Here is a 19,324-nt window from a genome sequence, read left to right as displayed (position 1 = left end):
CAGCAAAACTAGAGAACACAGCGAGACTTCACCGATAAGATAAAATGGTCAAACACGAGCGGCCCCGATCGCAGCGGCGCGGACCCAGCTGAACTCCGCCACGCAGCGCATCACCCGAGGGAACCACGTTCGTGGTAAGTAACAGCCCTCCCGGCGGTTACCTGGCCGGCGCGAGTTGCCTGTCGACTGCCGCAGCGCGGATGGATGCCCGAGGGCAATCCGGCCCAGTCGCTCGCCAAAAATCGTGCCGTCCGAGACCAGCAAGTGGCAAGCGTGGGTTCCCCTGGCCCACATGCTTTCCGGGCGCCTGGTGCCGAAAACTGCCTACTTATGACGGTGCACAAGTGGAATCTCCCCATTACCTTCTCTTCACCGAGGCGCGAGGTCGCGAGCGCTCGGGACACTGGCATTTTGTGTTGCAGTCGGTTGACGGCTCGCACAAGTTCGAGGCGAACGACAACGAGCCCGAAATAGCCGGCGAACGTCTCGAATTGCTGAGTGTCGTGCGCGGTCTCGAGGCCCTCGACCAACCGTCGCGCGTGACGATCGTCACCCGCAGCCGCTACGTGAATCGTGGAATTTCCCACGGTCTCGACGAGTGGCGTGCCGCCGACTGGAACTGGGAGAAATTCGGCCAAATGGTGCCGGTCAAAGACTCCGATCTGTGGCGCCGCGTCGATCGCGCGTTGCGCTACCATCGGGTCGATTGCCGCTGCTGGCGATTCGATGCCCCGCATGACCAGGGTTTCGTCGGCTCGCGTTCCGCCGATCGTCCCACCGGCGTCGAGCGTCCGCCGAGCACGTCGTCCGCGCTTCCCACGCGGCGACGCCGCCTGCGGAACTGGCTACGTCGCGGCGCGCTCCGCACCCAGCGGACGGCGCACGAAACGGGCGAGTCCGTGCGGCTCTGGTTCCAACAGCTTGGAACCGGCCTGCTGTCGAAGCCCTGGCTCGGTTAGGTAAGTTGCCCGGGCGGGCGTCTGCTGCCAACAGATGGCCGCCACGGCATCGCCCTGATCGAGCCGGGTCCAGCGGACGGCGCTGGACATAAAGTTGCCGTTAAAGTCGTCGCAGGCCTCCTAGGCGCAACGACTACCCTGCCCGAAAATCACGTCGAGACGCTGAGCGTTTCGAGTCCCATTGCCACGCGGGAGAGTTTGATGCGTACGAGCGTCGATTTGGATAGCGCGAGCCGTTTGTTCGAGGGACATCACGAGAATCCGTTCGAACTGCTCGGTCCCCATCCGATCATCGAGAATGGCCACGCTGCGCTCGCCGTCCGTGCCTTTCTGCCGCACGCGCCGCAGGCTTGGGTGATCGACGCCGCGCACGGCAATGCCCTGCGACCGATGCGCCGCATCCACCCGGCCGGATTGTACGAGGCCGTCTGCCCGCCGGCGGCCGAAGAAACTCCGGCCCGCTACCTCCTGCAAGTGGCCGACAGCAAGGGGGCGAAAACCACCACGCACGACCCCTACGCCTTCCCCCCCCTGCTCACCGAGTTCGACAAATACCTGTTGAACGAAGGCCGCCACTGGAAGAGCTACGACCTGCTCGGCGCGCATCGCCGCATGATCGACAACGTCGAAGGGGTGAACTTCTGCGTCTGGGCGCCCAATGCCGAAGGCGTGAGCGTTGTCGGCGATTTCAACGATTGGGATGGCCGCCGCCACCCGATGCGCAAGCACATTCCCGCCGGGTTCTGGGAGCTGTTCGTGCCCGGGCTCAAGATGGGCACCCTGTACAAATATCGCATCAAGCATCACGGACAATACCGAGAGAAATCCGACCCGTACGGCTTTGCCGCCGAAGTGCCCCCCCGCACCGCCTCGATCGTGGCCGACCTGGAGCGCTACCAGTGGAACGACCATGAGTGGATGCGCGACCGCGTGCGGCACAACGCGCTCGACGCGCCGATGTCCTTCTACGAAGTGCATCTGGGAAGCTGGCGCCGCTCCCCCGATCAGCCCGAGAAATGGCTCGGCTATCGCGACCTCGCCCACCAGTTGGTCGACTATTGCCACGAGATGGGCTACACCCACCTCGAGCTGTTGCCGATCAGCGAGCACCCCTTCACGGGGAGTTGGGGATATCAGACCACCGGCTACTTCGCCGCGACGTCGCGCTACGGCACCCCCGACGATTTCATGTACTTCGTCGACTACTGCCATCAGCACGGCATCGGCGTGGTGCTCGACTGGGTGCCGGCCCACTTCCCGCGCGACGACCACGGTTTGCGACTGTTCGACGGCACGCACCTGTACGAGCATGCCGACCCGCGCCAGGGCGAACATCGCGACTGGGGCACGTTGATCTTCAACTACGGTCGTTGCGAAGTGCGCAACTTCCTCTTGTCGAACGCCCTCTTCTGGCTCGAGCGGTACCACATCGACGGGCTGCGGGTCGACGCCGTCGCCTCGATGCTCTACCTGGACTACAGTCGCAACGAAGGTGAGTGGATCCCCAACGAATTCGGCGGTCGCGAGAATCTCCCCGCCGTGTCGTTGCTCAAGGAGTTCAACGAGCAGATCCATCTGCAACACCCGGGCGTGCTGACGATCGCCGAAGAGTCGACCGCCTGGCCGAGCGTTTCTCGTCCCACCTACCTGGGTGGGCTCGGGTTCAGCCTGAAGTGGAACATGGGCTGGATGAACGACACGCGCCAGTACATGCACCACGAAGCGATCCACCGCAAGTATCATCACGACGAGCTCACGTTCAGCTTGATCTACGCCTTCACCGAGAACTTCATCCTGCCCCTCTCGCACGACGAAGTAGTCCACGGCAAGGGATCGTTGCTCGACCAGATGCAGGGGGACTTGTGGCAGCGGTTTGCCAACCTGCGCCTGCTCTACGGCTACATGTGGACGCACCCCGGCAAGAAGCTGCTCTTCATGGGGGGCGAGTTCGGCCAGTGGAACGAGTGGAACCACGACACCTGCCTACAGTGGGATCTGCTGCAGTGGGATTCGCATCGTGGCCTGCAGAAGTGGGTCGCCGACCTGAATCACCTCTACCGCCGCGAGCCGGCCTTGTTCGAGGTCGACTTCGACCATCACGGCTTCGAGTGGATCGATTGCCACTCGTACGACGAAAGCACGCTGAGCTACATCCGCAAGGCGAAGGATCCGAACAATTACCTCGTCGTGGCGTGCAACTTTACGCCCGTCGTGCGCCAGCACTATTGCATCGGCGTGCCCGAGGTGGCCTGGTTCGAAGAGGTCGCCAATAGCGACTCGATGTACTACGCCGGCAGCAACGTGGGGAATGGTCCCGGCGCCTTCTCGGTGCCCGAGCCGCACCACGGCCGCCCGGCGCGACTCGAACTGACGCTGCCCCCCTTGGGCGTCGTCGTGCTCAAGCCGCGGCGCTAGTTCCGGTTTCGCGCCGCTCCAGCAAGGACACGTAATTGCCACCCGTGGCTGCGGAGGACCTCCGCGGCCACGGCATGGCAGGCTTCGATCGGCTGGCCGGATTGGCGCCCGGACAGAATCGCTGCTCCACGTTCATCCGGAGCCTTGCGTCTGTTAATCTGTGTTCCTGGAGACAGGCAGGAGCACCGGCGTTGGACACGATCACGCAATACGACTACACGGCGGCCGACCCGGCCAGCACAAGCTCGTCGAACCGCGCGCTGCGATGGACGCTGATCGTCTTGGCGATCCTGGCCCTGCCGACGTTGCTCTGCGCCGGATTCGTGCAGCTCGTGCTGAGACTCGACGCGGCCCCCTCCGCGGCCGAGCTCGCGGCGCGCCGCTTCGAGTACCTCGGTGGCAGCATTGATTACGACAACGACTTCGAGCCACAGGTCGGTATCCTCGAGGAGCATCATTCCGGTCGACCAATCACCGGGATCACGCTCGACGAAACCCAGGTGACCGACGAACAGTTGGCGGATCTGGCGAAGTTTCCACGCCTCAAATTGCTGTCGCTGACCGATACCGCCATCACCGACGCCGGGCTCAAGTATCTCGCGCCGCTCGATCAGCTCGAGCAGCTCTATCTCGACCAGACACGCATCACCGATGCCGGCCTCGCGCCGCTGGCGACCCTCGAAAAGCTCGGCTATCTCAACCTGTCCGGCGCTGATATCGACGGCTCGGGCCTCGCACACCTGACGAACTTCAAATCGCTCGCTACGGTCGAGTTGAGCGACACGCGGCTGCAAAGCGAGGCGCTCGCCCACGTCGCGCGCTGGTACCGGCTCGAATCGCTCAATCTGGCCGGCACCAAGGTCGGCGACGAGGGACTCCAGCACCTGTCGCAACTGCGGAAGCTGAACTACCTGGAACTCCGCGACACGAAGGTGCAGGGACCCGGCCTGGCCGCACTGGCCAACGCGCGACGTCTGACCTGGCTCGATCTGTCGGGCCTCAAGCTGGCCGCCGGCTCGCTAGTACATCTGCAACGGCTCCATCGCCTGAACGGCATCGTGCTCTCGCGGGGACGCTTCAAGAACGACGATCTGCAATACGTGGCCAATCTTCCGTCGCTCGAATCGCTCGACCTGTCGCAGTCGGTGGCCAACAATTCGGGCGTGGCCCATTTGGCCTCACTGGGGCGGCTCAACAGCCTGCAACTGGACGAAACGCAAATCTCCGACGGGGCGGCGAAATCGCTCAGCGCGATCGTTAGCCTCACCGATTTGAATCTCACGCGCACGCGGATCGGCGATGCGGCGCTCAAGGCACTCGCCCCCCTGACGGCCCTCACGTCGTTGGAACTCGCGCGAACTCGTATTACCGACGCCGGGATGGCCCATCTCCAACCCTTCACACAACTGGTCTCGCTCGACCTCTCGCATACCGCCATCACCGACGCCGGACTGACGCACCTCGCCAAGCTCAACAAGCTCTACGATCTGAATCTGTCGGGCACCGCCATCACCGATGCTGGTCTCGTCAGCCTGCATCGATTGCCCGAGCTCAGCGAGCTCCACCTGCGCAACACCAAGGTCACCCAGGCCGGCCTCTTCGCGCTGCAGCAACGCTTTCCGAATGCCTGGATTACCCACGACTAGCGGCACCGCTAGGGTGGCGTCTCTGGTTCGCCATTTTCTGGGCAGTGTCCCGTCTGCTTGAGCCCTCTGCGCCGCGAGCCTATCATCGCCAGGGTGACACGAGACGGTTTGACGCGTCGATCCTCCAGGTACTCAGGCATGGACAAGCTCTCCTCGCCGCCGCGCGGTGCGTGGTGGCTGGCTGCCCCTTTGACGCTGCTCCTCGCCGGAGCATTGGCGGGCGGAACCAGGTCCCCCGGTTCTGGAGCCCAAGCTCCGCCATCCAACGACGCCTCGGCCGAATCGCCCCCGACGGCCGAGGCCCCAGCGGCCCCTCCCGAGATCCACGTGCCCGACGGTTTCACCGTCGAGATGGTCGCCGGGCCGCCGCTGGTCTCCCACCCCATGATGGCGGGCTTCGACGATCGCGGCCGGCTCTACGTGGCCGACGCGCTCGGCGTGAACCTCAACGCCGAGGAGCTACAACGCGACCTGCCCAATCGCATCCAGCGTCTCGAAGATACCGACGGCGACGGCCGCTTCGACCGGGCCACCACGTTCGCCGACAAGATGACCTTCCCCATGGGCGCCCTCTGGTATCGCGGCGCCGTTTACTCCGCCAGTCCCCCCTACATCTGGCGGCTCGAAGATACCGACGACGATGGCGTGGCCGACAAGCGCGAGGAGATCGTCGGCAAGTTCGGCTTCGTCGGCAACGCCGCCGATATCCACGGTTGTTTTCTCGGTCCCGAGGGGCGCATCTACTGGTGCGACGGACGCCACGGGCACGAGTTCGTCGATGCCGAGGGCAAGACCCTGAGCAAAGGCCAGGCAGCACGCATCTTTTCCTGCCGGCCCGACGGCAGCGATGTGCAGGTCTACGCCGGCGGGGGCATGGATAACCCGGTCGAGGTCGCCTTCACGCCCGAGGGAGAAATGCTCGGCACGATGACCTTCTACAACCCCGACGAAGTGCGGCACGACGCGCTCGTCCACTATGCCTATGGCGGCGTCTATCCGCGCAAGCACGCGGTGGTCGAGGAGTTCAAACGCACCGGCGATTTCATGCCCCCGCTGTCGCTCTACGACACCGTCGCGCCGGCCGGGCTCACACGCTACGGCCACACGGCGTTCGGTCCAGAGTATCAAGACAATTTCTTCTCCGTGCAGTTCAACACGCACAAAGTGCTGCGGCACGTGCTGACGCGCGAGAAGAGCAGCTTCTTCGCCGCGGACGAAGATTTTCTCACCTCGCCGAGCATCGACTTCCATCCCACCGACGTGCTCGAAGATGCCGATGGCAGCCTGTTGGTGATCGACACGGGGGGCTGGTTCCGTCACGGTTGCCCCACGTCCCAGATTGCCAAGCCGGAGATCCTGGGAGCGATCTACCGCATCCGCCGCGCGGGCGCGCCCGTAGAGGACGACCCCCGTGGCCGCCATCTCGCCTGGCGCGACGCCACGCAGGAAGCATTGGCGGCACGACTGGCCGATCGACGACCCGCGGTGCGCGAGCGTGCGATCGACGCCTTGGCGCAGCGTGGCGACCAGGTAGTTCCCCTGCTCGCGAGCATCTTGAAGCACGCGGAATCGCCCGCCGTGCGACAAGCGGCCCTCTGGTCGCTCGCCCGTATCCAGAGCAACGAAAGTCGCCGCGTGGTCCAAACAGCCCTCGACGATCAGGATGCAACGGTGCGTCTTACGGCCGCACGCGTCTTCTCCTCACATCCAGACACGAGGGCCCGAACAAAGCTCGAAGAGCTTCTAAAAGACGAATCGTCGGCAGTCGCTCGCGAGGCGGCCACCGCGCTCGGTCGCCTGGGTTCTTCCTCTTCGGTGCCGGCCCTGCTGCAGGCGGCCCCCTTGGCTCATGCCGCGGGGAGCACCGACCGTCACTTCGAGCACGCGGTGACTTACGCCTTGATACAGATTGGCGCTCGCCAACAGACGCGCGACGGTCTGGCGCATACCAACCATCCTCAGACACAGCGCGCAGCACTCATTGCCTTGGATCAAATGGACGACGGCCAACTGACGAGCGCCATGGTCGCCTCGCTGCTCGATCGATCGGATACGTCGTTGATGCGCGTCGCGCTCGAAATCTTCGAGCGACATCCAAGCTGGTCGGGAGAGGTCATCCAACTGGCGAAGCAACTGGTAGCCCACGCGGAACCGAGCCCGGAGGATACCGATCTCTTGCGCGGAGTGGTGCTCGGTTTCGAATCCAACGAGGAACTGCAACGACTTGTCGGCGACGCACTATTCAACGAAGCGACTCCCAGGCCAACGCGACTCGCCCTGCTCGACGGATTAGCACGCGGCAGCCTGAACGCCGTTCCCCCGCGCTTGCGACGCGGTGTCGGAAAGTCACTGCAACTCGAGGACGCCGAAGTGCTGGCCACCGCGATCGCCGCGGCGCACACCCTGGGTGGCAAGGATTTCGAGCCGGAACTGAGCGCCTTGATAGCGAACGACAACCACTCCGCCTCTCTGCACCGTGCGGCGGCAATCGCCTTGGCGGGCGATCATCGGCCCCTGAGCGCCAGATGCTTCATCCTTCTGATGTGGTCGCTCACCGGCTCGTTTTCACCAGCCGAACGCATGGCCGCCGCGGCCGCCATCGGCAGGTCCGAGCTGACCCCTGCTCAATTCCAAGAGGTGCTTCAGATGATCGATCAGGGCTTGGGGCCCCTGGAAACGCCGTTGCTCGTCCGCGCCTTTCGTGGCCAAAGCGATCCCGAACTCGGTAAGCGGCTGTTGGGGTGCCTCAACCGACTGGCCATCGCCGACACCTTCAGCACCGAGCAGGTCGACGAGATCTTCGCCGCGTTTCCGGCCGAGATACGCGAGAACGCACGAAATCTCAGCACCATTCGCCGCGATCAATCGACCGCGGACCAGAAAAAGCGGCTCGAAGAACTGGCCTCACGGTTAGAAGGTGGTAATGCGAAACAAGGCGAGCGCATCTTCCATGACAATCGCGCGGCGTGCGTCGTCTGTCACCGCGTGCAGAACGAAGGGGGGCAGATCGGTCCCGACCTGACGAAGATCGGCTCCATCCGCGCTCCGCGCGATCTGCTCGAGTCGATCGTCGTGCCCAGCGCATCGTTTGCCCGGGGATACGAGACCTACGCGATCGCCACCTCGACGGGCATCCCTCTGACGGGAGTCATCGCCAAGGAAACCGCCACCACGATCGTGCTGCGCACGACGAACCGCGAGGAGCTCCGCATTCCGCGCGAAGACATCGAAGCGATCGAGCGCAGCCAGATCTCCGTCATGCCCGACGGCCTCGATCGTCAACTGTCGAACGAGGAACTGCGCGACCTCATCGCCTACTTGTCATCGCTCAAGTAGCGAATCGCAGGACGGGTTCCGGGGGGGCACTGGCTCTGCCAGACGTAGACGTAGGTCAGGTACGCCGTACCTGACAATCATTCGACGTGGCCAACTCGAAAAAGTGTCAGGTACGGAGTACCTGACCTACTTCGCATCGGAATCGTCTCCCTACGGAGCAATCACTTCCAGCGAGCGCCCCCAACCGACCGGCGTGTGGTAGATCTGCGCTGCCCGAGCGGGCTCGGGCGCCGGGACGTATTCACCTTCACCGTGAATTGGCGTCGCGCCACAGCCCTGCGGACCGCAGCCGACATAGACCGGTGTGTAGCAAGGACGGCGGACGCCGTTCGAATAAGGCGCGCAGCCCGTGCAGCACGTTTCGGCGTGATAGCCCGAGCTGAATCCCACCCCCATCTTGCGGCAGATCTGCTGATGGAGCGAGGCCGCGGATGCATCCTGCCAGGCGTGGCAGACCAGACATGCCAAGAGCGCGATAATGAGCCGCCTCACGACGACCTCCTTGCCCGAATAGTGTCGATGCTTCAATGCGTCGTTCTATTCGTTCATCGTGCCGGGCAACGCTCGGCGCTTAGCCCTCCGCGTACAACTTCTCGACGAGAGAATCGCCACCGCGCCTGGCACGCCGGATGTTCGGGTCGTGCCGGCCGGTACGCAAGCTAAAGCCCCTGCCGCAGTCCCTCGTACAAGGCGATGGCCACGCTGTTCGAGAGATTCAGACTGCGTACGGCGGGGCGAATCGGAATCAGCAACTGGCGGCTGGCATACTGCTCGAGCAACGATCGTGGCAAGCCGCTCGATTCGCAGCCGAACACCAGCACGTCCCCCCGCTGGTACGAGACCGACGTGTACGCACGCTCGGCGGTCTTGGTGAAGAGCCAGGGTTGGCGGTCCGGCAGCCGCTCGACGAGCGCGGCCCAATCGTCGACCACTTCCCACTCGAGGTGCTCCCAGTAGTCGAGCCCCGCGCGGCGCAGGTAGTAGTCGTCCACGCGAAAGCCCAACGGCCGCACGAGCCACAGCTTGGCCCCCACGGCAACGCACGTCCGGCCGACGCTCCCCGTGTTGTGCGGGATCTCGGGCTGATAGAGAACGACGTGCAAGAGCGGTTCGTACTTCACGCTCGCAGGAAATAACACGCCGTCGCCAAAGGGTCAAGCGGGCATGCACGGCTCCGTCAGCGATCGCGTCACGGCGCAAGGTCAAAGCGTGCCTCGTCCGCTCCCTCGCTCACGTTGTGCCGCAACGGCGTCGTGTTCGCGGCGCGATACTTCATGGCGATGCGCGAAGGGGCCGGCTGCGCGATCGAAGGAGCCGAATCATTGCGCGGCAGGTAGTACACGCGCAAATCCTCGAGCATGACGCGATGCGGCCCGATCACCGCCCCGTCGCGACCATCCCCGGCCCGCAACTCGAATCGCCCGCTTCCGTCCGTCACGGCCGATGATTTCACCTGAGGGACGCCACCTTTCGACTCGGGCACGAAGGTGACCAGGATTTGCTCGGCGGGCTTCCCGCCAATCGACACGCTACCCGAGACTGGCGTTACCTGCGGCGGACGCGCGCAACCCACCATTAGGCAACACGCCAACGCCGGCATCAGCCGGCGCAACACTTCACTCGGCATCGGGCACCTCGCGTCCGGCACGGGTGCTGAATGCCTGCAGCACCTCGAGCGGCATCGCATCTACCACGAATCGCCCCGAACCGTCGGCCAGCGCGAACTGCGCGCCCCCGGGATGATTGCTCCCCCAGGAGCAGAGCCGCTGGTCGGAATAGTATTGGAACATCTCTGCATCATTGGCCGGCGGTACGGCCGACTGGCGGGCGTTGTAGTGCATCGGCACGCGATAGTTGATCGGCGCATGCCCGCTCATCGTGACGTGTCCGATCGCCTTCAGTCCTCCCGAGACCCCCCACCAGCCCCACGTCGAGAGGCGATCGGGGCAGAGCCCTGCATCGGCGAACGATTCGAGATTTGGGTCGTCGTGACTGCGCTCGCCGAAAAGAAAGGTATTCGACGTGCCGTCGATCACATCGGGCAAGCGTGTCAAGTGTGCATTGGCCTTCGGCACGGCGCCGGGACCCACCGCGTGGAAGATGCCATCGAGCGTGGCGAGTTGCGTGAAGTAGGAACGTGTGCCCCCGTTGCCGCCATAGCTGGTGAGGGCGTAGTACCAGCCCTGCTGCGTCGCAATCGGGTTCTGCGGCAAGACGTCCGAAGGACAAACGAAGCCGCCGACTACTCGACTGGTGCGCGACGCGGCGCCGCCGGAGGTGTTCAACATCGGGTCGTCGCGTTCCCACGCCGCGACGCGGGCCGTCTCCTCGAGGAAAGGCAGCAAGTACACGAACAGCGGCACTTGCCGATAGGCGGGAGGCGCTGGAAACGAACGTTGATCCACGCCCGGCGGAAAATAGGCGTGCGACTCGTGGTAGTTGTGCGCGGCGAGCGCCAACTGCTTCAGACGATTCTGGCACTGCGTGCGTCGCGCTGCTTCGCGCGCCGCCTGCACGGCAGGCAGCAGAATGGCGATCAAGATGCCGATGATCGCGATGACGACGAGGAGCTCGACCAGGGTAAAGCCAGACGGTCGATGGCAGTCGCGCATGGCTCGAGCCCTTCTTTCACGTGACGCGTACGGCCGTCCATACCGGCGCCGTGGGAGTGCCCAAGTCGTTCGACTCGACGAACAACACGATGCGGCCGTTGCGCAAATTCGGCCGCAGTCGCTTGCCGAGATCGACCATGCCCGCCGACAGTTCCTCGCCACTGTCGAAGCGGATAACCGCGTCGACGGCACGCTCGAGCAACTCGTCGATCTGCCGCACGAAGCCCCATTCGAAGGCCTCGGCCGCCTCGCCTCCGCGATACACGACGCGGCCATCATTGCCACTCGCCACCAACCCGACGGCGGCCAGCGCGCCAATCACCCCTCCCTGTGTCCCAGCGAGCCCTTCGAGGTGCAGGCCATGTTCCGCGGCCAGCCGTCGCGCATCATCCTGCGTAACCAACTCGCGCTGACAGCGAAAACCGAACTGCGAGATCGCCCGCGGCACGTCGCGCGTGAGACAGAATCCCGGATCGCTCCCCGCGGGAATCCAGTCGAGGATGGCTGCTCTGAGGCGCGCCGCCAGCGCGCCGAGCGGCTCCTTCACGAGCGGTCGCAGCAGCATCGCCGCGCACCCATTCTTGTTCGTGCAAGGGACGCGGGGATCGACGAGCAACTGGTGCCGCACGATCAACTCGGTGCGATAGCGCGACGATTCTAGCTGCGCCAAATGCTGCGACAGCTTGTTCGTGCCCGGTGTGTCGGGCATGTCGGTATCATCGATCCCGAGATAAATCATGGCACTGCCAAAGGATGGCCGCGTGCTCCTCGATCAGCGGCGCAAGATCAACTCGCCGTCGACCGCGAGCGCGCCATCGGTGGACGAAAGCAAACCGCCGCGCTCAACAACCCAGCCACGGCGCCGCAGGCGAGAAAGCTCGCCAGCGCCGCAGGCCAGAAGCTGAGAAAGGGCCGACTGCCAGGCGGATCCATCTGCGCCAGCGCCAGGAGCAATCGCACCGCGAAGGCGGCCAGATTGGCCACCCCCCCAGCCGCCAGAAACTTCGCATAGAGCCGCCAGCCGACGACATTCCCGCGCAGCATCAGGTCGAGCACGGGACCGAGCACGAGCAGGCCCACGAGCGCCGCGCTCTGCACTCCTCCTCCCACCCCCCCCGCGGCGAGCAGCAGCGCCCCGATACCGCCGCCGGCCGATACGATCGTGCCCGATGTACTGCGCGGCACCGTCGCCAGCCCCGCCGCCACGGGGAGCGCGGCCAGCAGAATCACATGCCCCGGCAGTGGCACGCGCACATGCACCAGCGCGAGCAAACAAGAGGCTAGTCCGCCGAGCGCAAGCAGCCAGGCCACTTCCGCGGCCGACGCGCGCGCCGCGGAGGACGCGAAGCCACGCCAGCGCCGCGCCCCCAGCAACTCGGCATTCACCGTCGTCCAGGCGGCCATGTAAGTTCCTCCCTTAGTTGCAGCGGCGACGTCTCATGATCGCCAGGCCCAGCATCGCGCCGAGCGCGGCGAGCACGAACGAGCTCGGCTCCGGCACGACGTAGGTCACTTCCAGAACTGGCGCCACGCCGGGGGGCGTGAACGTGGGTGATTCACTGCTGTTCAGACGCTTTGCCGTCTGACCAACGGACTCATCACCGAGAATCGCCCAACCGAAGTTCGCCGCCGGATTATCCAACCAACTTTGCACATCGGCAATCATCTGTTCGTTTCCAGGCGTAGAACTCGACCAGGAGAAGAACTGCAGACCTCCGAAGTCGTCGCTGATGAGAGTCGAGCCGCTGACCGTGGAACTGAAGTCCCCGCCAGGAGTGTCCCAAGTAGGGCTCAGAGCGGGATTGGTCGCATTGTAGAAGGTATACAGCCAGGTGGCGTCCCCCTCGGTCGCCGGGGCGCCGACTCCGCCCGCGAAGAAGGAAGTTCCCTCGCCCCAGTCCTGCAACACGCGCCGCAACGAGTGCGTGCGATCGCCATTCAATCCCATGATGTCACGTACCGTAAGCTTGACGCCGGTAATCGTCGCGCCGTCGGGAATCGCGCTCGCATCGATATCGAAGTAAATCAGGCCGCGACGAATGCTGATGCCGGCTCCCTGATTCGTACGGCCGGAGAAGATGTCTCCTTGCCCATTGCTGAGTTGATTCGCCGGATTCGTCTGCTCGATCAGCGTATTGTCTCTATCGGGTGTCAGGGAAATCGTCTCGGCCGAGACGGCAAACGGTACGATAAGCGCCAAGAAGGCGGCCGCGGAAAGGTGGCGTATGTGCATGATGCGGGTCTCTCCAAAAAGGGCTTCGAGTGAACCGTGACGGAGCGACGAGCAAAAAAAGTTGCTCGCTCTACGAACGTCTACGACTCACGAGCGTTTCCTTCTGGAGACCCTGGCGGCGAACGGATAGGATGGCGCCCACGCCACCACGTGCAACCGCTCTGCATGCACGTCATCGGCACGATAATGTCTCTGCACGATAGCATCATGTCAATAGAACCGACCCTCAAAAACCGCCTGAAGGCCACGCGGCTCGCTCGCGGCTGGTCGCAGGAAGAGCTGGCCCGCGCCAGCGGGCTCTCGCGCAGCGGCATCAGCGCCATCGAGACCGAACGACTGGTCCCTTCCGCCGCCGGCGCCCTGGCCTTGGCGAAAGCGCTGGCCTGCCGAGTCGAGGATCTGTTTCAGCTCGAGGAATCGCCGGCCACGCCCACCTGGGCCTGGCAGCCGACGGACGCCCCCTGCCGCTACTGGGAGGCCGAGATCGCCGGACGCCGCCTGCTCTATCCTGGCGATGCGGTCAGCGATTCGCTGCTGGCCCACGACGGTTATTTCGAGGGAAATCTCCCCGCGCCCGGCCCGCGAGAGCTGGCCGAGCGCACGCTGGTGCTGGCCTGCTGCGACCCGGCCGTGAGCCTGCTGGCGGCCGAGCTCGCCCAGAAACAGATTCGCCTGCTCGTCCTTTCCCGTTCTAGCCGCCTGGCACTGCAACTGCTGCAACAGGGGCTCGTTCACGTGGCTGGCGTCCATCTTTCTCGCTCGGGCGAAGAGGGGAATGCCGCCGCCGTGCAGGAAACGCTCGGCTCGGGCTACCGCCTGCTGCGCCTTGCCCGTTGGCAAGAGGGGCTCGCCGTGGCCCCCGGCCAGCGCGTGACGTCGATTCGCTCGGCGGTCGATTCACGACTGCGCTGGGTCGGCCGAGAAGCGGGCAGTGGAGCCCGCCAGTGCCTCGACGAGATCCTGGGAGATCGCAAGGCCCCGCGGCACGAAGCGCGCAGTCACCAGGGGGTGGCCGAGGTAATTCGCGCGGGGCTCGCCGATGCCGGAGTCTGCCTGCGCCTCACGAGCCAGCAAGCAGGGCTCGATTTTCTCGGCATTCGCGAAGAGGCCTACGATCTCTGCTATTCGTCTGGCGCGGAACAAGATCCACGCATCCGGGCCCTCGTCGAGGTCGTCGAGTCGGCACGTTTCCGCAAACTGCTCGGCGAATTGCCCGGCTACAGCACGCCCGATACAGGCACGCTGCGCACCGTACGCTAACGCCAGACACAGCCAGACTCTCTGTTGAATTCTGCCCCTGACCACTAATCACTGCCCCCTGACTACTGACCGCTAACTTTCTGCTGGAAAGCAGCAGCGTGCTGGAGTAGAAATGTGTCGTGGCGCACGCCCCCCCAAAGTAGTCGGCGGGGAGCGCGATGTGCTATCGAATTGATGACAACGATGCGAAATCGCGACAACAGCGAGTCGCTTGCTCGGCCGAGCGTCTCGCCCCAAGAAACGCAAATCACTGTTTTCTAGCGATTTAGCACGGTGTCGTCCGTTGCCGCGAATTCGCGGCGCGCGGTTTGCCAGTACGCAGGCGTCTCGTTGGGACCGGGTGTGGAAGTCGCACTCCGGGGAGATACCGGACGGAGAGCAGTGGCGCGATGCGAAAGCTAAGTCTCGGGGGCAGCCGTGAGCGTGATCGGCCCTCCGCGAGGCGCTGACCAAGGAGTACCACGATGCGTACCTCACGAATCCCCTTCGGCTTGGCAATCGTCGCCCTGCTGACGCTCCCCAGCCTGGACCAGGAGGTCTTCGGGCAGGGGCTTTTCAATCAGAATCGCCAGCAGCAGTCTCGTGGTGGGCAGCGCACTCGCGATTACTACAACGACGGGTACGAATCGGAAGACATCGGCAGCACGATCATCAAGACGCTGCCCGGCCTCCTCGACGGCTTGAGCAAGCTGCCGAAGCCATCGAACAATAACAATAACAACAATAACAATTTCGACGACGATTACCGACCGCCGCGCAATCGTCGCAACTACGACTACTACGAACCGTCGCGCCCCGTGCAGGTGCGTCCCGCGGCCCCTCCGCCACCGGCCACGCCGCAACCGAACAAGCTCCCCCCCAAGGTGGTCGAGCCTGAAAAGAATCAGAACATCGCCGAAGGACGCTCTCTGACGAAAAAGGAGCTCGAGGCGGCCAAGGATCAGATCGAAGAGGTAATGGACGAGCAGTTCGACCAGTTGGAAGACAAGCTCGCCTCCGAAGCGCAACTCTCGGATAAGCTGCAGAAAGCGGGAGTTACGCCGGCCGAAGCCGATCGCATCGCGCGCGAAATTACCGACGGCAGGCTGAGCAACGCCTCGGAAGCGACGCTGGCTGGGCTCACGCCACCGCTCGACGCCGGCGCCCGCGACGCGGCCGATGCCTGGAAAGAACTGAACGACGCCCGCGACGCGGCACGCGATGGCAAGCTGACCGCCACGCAGTTGGCCGATCTCGACGCGGCGTTCGACCGGCTCGGCTTCTCGAAGGCCGACAGCGACGCGATCAACAATACGATCGCCGATCTCGGCACCTCGTCGACCATTCAACAAATGCTCATCGCGGCGACACCCGACAATCCCACCTTGCCCACCGGCAACGACAACCTGATTGCCCTCTTGCCCACGCTCCCCCCGGGCACCATCATCTCGCTGGGAGGGGGCATGGTGCTCATCTCGGGCAGCACCGAGGAAGACGGCCCCACGATTACGACGGGCTGTATTGCCGAAATGTCAGGGCTACCGATCGAAGGCACCCCGGCCCCCGACTCCACCTCGAAGGTCGTCACCAGCGGCACGTTGCTGCTGAACAATGCCGACGTCGAAGTGAACTACGTGGTCAACGGCAGCTCGTACACGATGAAGCCGGGCTTCTCGCAGCCCCTCGCCGCGGGCACGACCTGGGTCGTCGAGTTCGACAAGGGAGATAGCAAAGGGCAGGCCAGGTACACCCTCTCGCCTGGCACCTACGCCTTTGAAGCGAGCGATAAGGCCTGGGAACTCTACCGCCAGTCGTACGACGTCACCATCGACAACTCGGCCAGCTCGATCGACTTCCACTACGTGCTCAACGAAGAGCCGCAAAAACTGGCCGCCGGCGAAAAACAGCAACACAAGGGAGACTATCCCCTCATGGTTCGCTTCGACGACGGCAACGGCGCCGTCAAGCAAAAGAAGCTGACCAAGGGTGAACTGCAGGTGGGAGTCGATATCGCCAGCAACACGCTCGACCTGCTCGACGCCACCACGCCCCGTACGGAAATCGCCTCGGTCGGAAAGGACGCCAAGCGTGGCCTGTTCGGCCCGACCAAGGGAGACGCCCCCACCGAACTCTTCGGCAAGCGTGCCTCACGCTTGAACCGCGACGATGCCCCCTGGCGAATCGCCGAGCGCCTGTCCGATGCCAAGCGCGCTGGCCAGGATCGTGCCGCCGCGCGACTCCGCGAAGACCGCGGCAACATCGAGCCGGGCATCAACGTGTTCGGCGTGGCAGGGCAGCCCGAACTATAGCCCCTCGTCAAAAAACGACCGACCCACACAAGCCCGGCTTCGCTCGGGCTTGTTTTTTGCGCGCAGGCTTGCCGTTTACCAGCCACGCCCGAGAAGGCTTAAGTATCGCCGCGGCCCAGGCCCCACTGTTGCCCCACCTGATCGAGCAGGGCGAGCTTGCCACCGTAGGCCTTACGTAGGTTCTCTTCCGTGAATACCTCGCGCGTGGGACCGGCGGCCACCACGCGCATGTTGAGCAGCACGACGTGATCGAAGTACTCTGTCACCGTCGGCAAATCGTGATGCACGACCAGCACCGTCTTGCCGGCCGCGCGCAGCTCGCCGAGAATCGCCACGATCGCCTGCTCCGTCGTGGCATCGACCGCGGCGAACGGCTCGTCCATGAAATAAAGATCCGCATCCTGCGCAAGCGCCCGCGCCAGAAACACGCGTTGCTGCTGCCCCCCCGAGAGTTGGCTGATCTGCCGCCGCGCGAAGTCGGCCATGCCCACTCGGGACAGGGCGTGCAAGGCACGTTCGCGATATTTCTTCGTCACGGGACGAAACCAGCCGATCTGACGGTAGAGCCCCATGGCCACCACATCCAGCGCGTGGACGGGAAAATCCCAGTCCACCGTTTCGCGCTGCGGAACGTAGCCCACGCGCTGGCGCACGTGGCGGTAGGCCTCGCCGAAAAAAAGCACTTCGCCCGACACGCGGGGAACCAGCTCGAGCACGGCCTTCAACAGCGTCGTCTTGCCCGAACCGTTGGGCCCCACCACCGCCACGAGGCTCCCCTCGGGAGACGTGTAGTCCACCTCCCACAAGACGGGCTTGCGGTGGTACGCCACCGTGAGATCTCGAATCGAAAGGGGCGCCGACATACGGCCCTCGGGCTGTCGAATCCGGCGTTCCACGTCCACGGTCTTCCACGAAGAAGCCGGCCGAGCGACGGGATTCGAACGGTCGGGCGCCATCATAGAGTCGTCGGCGAGCGATGGGTTAGTGAACAACGGGGAGAGCGAGCTTTCCGTGGAGGCCTCGCTCGGGGGCCTCGCCGCCCAGGGCGCGGGCAATCGTCGTGGCATTGTGGTCGATCATGCCGAGATAGGTCCCTTCGTACGAGCCGGCCGGCCCCATGGCATCGGAGTAGAGCTGACCGCCGATCTTGACGTCGTGCCCCTTGCTCCTGGCCCCTTCTCGCACCGCCTCGACGCTCTTTTGCGAGACGCTCGACTCGACGAAGATGGCCGGCACCTGATTGCCCACGAGAAAATCGACCAGCTCGTTGATGTCGTCGACGCCGGCCTCACTCTCGGTGCTGATCCCCTGCACGGAGCGCACCGGGATATCGTAGGCTCGCGAGAAGTAGCCGAAAGCGTCGTGCGCCGTGATCAGGTAGCGCTGCGCTGCCGGCACGCTGGCGATCACCTGGCGCGTGTAGTCGTCGAGCTGTTTCAACTCGGCCTGATAAGCGGCCGCTCGCTGGCGATACTCGTCGGCATGGGCCGGATCGTATTGGGCTAGCATCTCGGCGATGTACTCCACGGCCTTGCTCCAGGCCGCCACGTCCATCCAGACGTGCGGATCCCAGTGCCCGGCAAACTCCGGTGGCTCGCGCAGGTAGGTCTCGTCGATCCCCTCGGTAACGGCGAACACCGGCTTGCCCGAGCGTGCCACCTTGGCGAACGTGTCTCCCATCCGCCCTTCGAGCATCAGCCCGGAGTAGAAAACGACGTCGGCATCCATGAGCTTTTTCACGTCGCCGCGCGTCGGCTTGTAAAGGTGCGGATCGACCCCCTCGCCCATGATCCCCACGACCTGCGCACGATCTCCGGCCACGTTACGAACGATGTCGGTCACCATGCCACAGGTGGTGACGATCGAGTAAGCCCCCTCCTTGGCCACCCGAGTTTTAGAAGTGGAATCGGTCGAGGCTTCACAACCGGTGAAGAAAGAGAGGACCGCGACGCAGAGGAGCAATACGATTTGAAATGAGATTCGGCTACCCATAGAAGTCCGTTCGCAAGCGGGGAAACGCCAATTATTTTTGATATCCAAAAATTATTTTTTGAACCTCAGTGCGATTTGTCAACCCTAACCCGAGTTTCAGTACCCTCTAAGCCTTTTTCCATCATGGCTTACGTGTTGACAGCCTCTTTAAAAATAGTATCATAAACGATACTAAAAAGTTTTAAATCTGTATCTTTATTGATCTATTATTCTATGGATGGCACTGACTTCGAAGCACGCCGCCGGCAGCTCGGGCTGAGCTTCGCTACGCTTGCCCAACGGAGCGGCGTCTCCCAGCCGACCCTCAAGCGTATGCTCCACGGAGAGCTGACTCACCACAGTTTCGGCAACGTGATTGCCGTGGCTGATGCGCTGGGCATGGCGGCTCAGTTCTCGACGACAGCCGCATCCGAGATGCGCGAGCAGCAGGCCCTGTCGAAAGCCAGGCGACTGGTAGGACTGGCACAGGGTACGTCTGCGCTCGAGGCGCAGGCCGTGGATCAAGCGACCTTTGACGGCATGGTGCAACAGACGATGCACGAACTTCTAGCCGGCTCACCACGACGTCTCTGGGCGTGATCTC

General features: G+C 63.9%; 16 protein-coding genes. 7 read left to right on the top strand and 9 right to left on the bottom strand.

Features of this window, described 5'->3' with window-relative positions; translation table 11 throughout:
- Positions 1–344: 344 nt before the first annotated feature.
- The 4 genes from KF708_17445 to KF708_17430 all read left to right on the top strand — a co-directional run bounded on the left by KF708_17445 (position 345) and on the right by KF708_17430 (position 8,356).
- Positions 345–959 carry a hypothetical protein gene (locus KF708_17445; GenBank protein MBX3414475.1) on the top strand — a complete coding sequence of 205 codons (615 nt, stop codon included), beginning with the start codon at positions 345–347 and terminating at the stop codon, positions 957–959.
- Positions 960–1,160: 201 nt separating this feature from the next.
- A complete protein-coding gene (glgB, locus tag KF708_17440; GenBank protein MBX3414474.1) occupies positions 1,161–3,374 on the top strand; it encodes a 1,4-alpha-glucan branching protein GlgB in 2,214 nt (737 codons plus the stop codon).
- 191 nt (positions 3,375–3,565) lie between these two features.
- Positions 3,566–5,020 carry a hypothetical protein gene (locus KF708_17435; GenBank protein ID MBX3414473.1) on the top strand — a complete coding sequence of 485 codons (1,455 nt, stop codon included), beginning with the start codon at positions 3,566–3,568 and terminating at the stop codon, positions 5,018–5,020.
- 138 nt (positions 5,021–5,158) lie between these two features.
- Entirely contained in the window at positions 5,159–8,356 is a 3,198-nt protein-coding gene (locus KF708_17430; GenBank protein MBX3414472.1) for a HEAT repeat domain-containing protein, read from the top strand.
- A gap of 150 nt (positions 8,357–8,506) precedes the next feature.
- Here the strand turns inward: KF708_17430 and KF708_17425 are convergent, their stop codons facing one another.
- The 7 genes from KF708_17425 to KF708_17395 all read right to left on the bottom strand — a co-directional run bounded on the left by KF708_17425 (position 8,507) and on the right by KF708_17395 (position 13,201).
- Positions 8,507–8,848, bottom strand: a complete 342-nt coding sequence (locus KF708_17425) for a hypothetical protein (protein ID MBX3414471.1) — start codon at positions 8,846–8,848, stop codon at positions 8,507–8,509.
- Between the two features lie 167 nt (positions 8,849–9,015).
- On the bottom strand, positions 9,016–9,477 hold the full coding sequence (locus KF708_17420; GenBank protein ID MBX3414470.1) for a tRNA (cytidine(34)-2'-O)-methyltransferase: 462 nt from the start codon (positions 9,475–9,477) through the stop codon (positions 9,016–9,018).
- A 68-nt stretch (positions 9,478–9,545) separates the two neighbouring features.
- Entirely contained in the window at positions 9,546–9,983 is a 438-nt protein-coding gene (locus KF708_17415) for a hypothetical protein (protein MBX3414469.1), read from the bottom strand.
- Complete coding sequence (locus KF708_17410; GenBank protein MBX3414468.1) at positions 9,973–10,968, bottom strand: DUF1559 domain-containing protein; 996 nt, start codon at positions 10,966–10,968, stop codon at positions 9,973–9,975. Before KF708_17410 ends, KF708_17415 begins: the two co-directional genes overlap by 11 nt.
- Before the next feature lie 16 nt (positions 10,969–10,984).
- Complete coding sequence (locus KF708_17405) at positions 10,985–11,677, bottom strand: hypothetical protein (protein ID MBX3414467.1); 693 nt, start codon at positions 11,675–11,677, stop codon at positions 10,985–10,987.
- A gap of 77 nt (positions 11,678–11,754) precedes the next feature.
- Positions 11,755–12,372, bottom strand: a complete 618-nt coding sequence (locus tag KF708_17400) for a hypothetical protein (GenBank protein MBX3414466.1) — start codon at positions 12,370–12,372, stop codon at positions 11,755–11,757.
- Positions 12,373–12,385: 13 nt separating this feature from the next.
- Positions 12,386–13,201 (bottom strand): PEP-CTERM sorting domain-containing protein, encoded by an 816-nt coding sequence (locus tag KF708_17395; GenBank protein MBX3414465.1) that lies wholly within the window; start codon positions 13,199–13,201, stop codon positions 12,386–12,388.
- 207 nt (positions 13,202–13,408) lie between these two features.
- Between KF708_17395 and KF708_17390 the strand changes: the two genes are divergently transcribed.
- Together KF708_17390 and KF708_17385 are read left to right on the top strand one after the other, a co-directional pair.
- Positions 13,409–14,461 (top strand): helix-turn-helix domain-containing protein, encoded by a 1,053-nt coding sequence (locus tag KF708_17390; protein ID MBX3414464.1) that lies wholly within the window; start codon positions 13,409–13,411, stop codon positions 14,459–14,461.
- 464 nt (positions 14,462–14,925) lie between these two features.
- The gene (locus KF708_17385; GenBank protein ID MBX3414463.1) at positions 14,926–16,749 is read left to right on the top strand and encodes a hypothetical protein; all 1,824 of its coding nucleotides are present in this window, start codon (positions 14,926–14,928) and stop codon (positions 16,747–16,749) included.
- 98 nt (positions 16,750–16,847) lie between these two features.
- Here KF708_17385 and KF708_17380 read toward each other — a convergent pair whose 3' ends face one another.
- A complete protein-coding gene (locus KF708_17380; GenBank protein MBX3414462.1) occupies positions 16,848–17,612 on the bottom strand; it encodes a metal ABC transporter ATP-binding protein in 765 nt (254 codons plus the stop codon).
- Positions 17,613–17,730: 118 nt separating this feature from the next.
- Positions 17,731–18,717, bottom strand: a complete 987-nt coding sequence (locus KF708_17375) for a zinc ABC transporter substrate-binding protein (protein ID MBX3414461.1) — start codon at positions 18,715–18,717, stop codon at positions 17,731–17,733.
- A 237-nt stretch (positions 18,718–18,954) separates the two neighbouring features.
- Between KF708_17375 and KF708_17370 the strand changes: the two genes are divergently transcribed.
- Positions 18,955–19,320: a helix-turn-helix domain-containing protein gene (locus KF708_17370; protein MBX3414460.1), complete on the top strand. Its 366-nt coding sequence runs from the start codon at positions 18,955–18,957 to the stop codon at positions 19,318–19,320.
- Positions 19,321–19,324 lie beyond the last annotated feature (4 nt).

It is taken from the genome of Pirellulales bacterium, from assembly GCA_019636335.1.
Taxonomy (GTDB): Bacteria; Planctomycetota; Planctomycetia; order Pirellulales; family JAEUIK01; genus JAHBXR01.
Note: the sequence above shows the minus strand (reverse complement) of the source record. Positions and strands in the feature narration are given on the sequence as shown.

Bases quoted from the DNA above. Each gene is read 5' to 3' on its own strand.
- KF708_17430 (MBX3414472.1), top strand. From the start codon at position 5,159: ATGGACAAGCTCTCCTCGCCGCCGCGCGGTGCGTGGTGGCTGGCTGCC.
- KF708_17370 (MBX3414460.1), top strand. From the start codon at position 18,955: ATGGATGGCACTGACTTCGAAGCACGCCGCCGGCAGCTCGGGCTGAGC.
- KF708_17390 (MBX3414464.1), top strand. From the start codon at position 13,409: ATGTCAATAGAACCGACCCTCAAAAACCGCCTGAAGGCCACGCGGCTC.
- KF708_17385 (MBX3414463.1), top strand. From the start codon at position 14,926: ATGCGTACCTCACGAATCCCCTTCGGCTTGGCAATCGTCGCCCTGCTG.
- KF708_17400 (MBX3414466.1), bottom strand. From the start codon at position 12,372: ATGGCCGCCTGGACGACGGTGAATGCCGAGTTGCTGGGGGCGCGGCGC.
- KF708_17415 (MBX3414469.1), bottom strand. From the start codon at position 9,983: ATGCCGAGTGAAGTGTTGCGCCGGCTGATGCCGGCGTTGGCGTGTTGC.
- KF708_17405 (MBX3414467.1), bottom strand. From the start codon at position 11,677: ATGCCCGACACACCGGGCACGAACAAGCTGTCGCAGCATTTGGCGCAG.
- KF708_17395 (MBX3414465.1), bottom strand. From the start codon at position 13,201: ATGCACATACGCCACCTTTCCGCGGCCGCCTTCTTGGCGCTTATCGTA.
- KF708_17410 (MBX3414468.1), bottom strand. From the start codon at position 10,968: ATGCGCGACTGCCATCGACCGTCTGGCTTTACCCTGGTCGAGCTCCTC.
- glgB (MBX3414474.1), top strand. From the start codon at position 1,161: ATGCGTACGAGCGTCGATTTGGATAGCGCGAGCCGTTTGTTCGAGGGA.
- KF708_17380 (MBX3414462.1), bottom strand. From the start codon at position 17,612: ATGTCGGCGCCCCTTTCGATTCGAGATCTCACGGTGGCGTACCACCGC.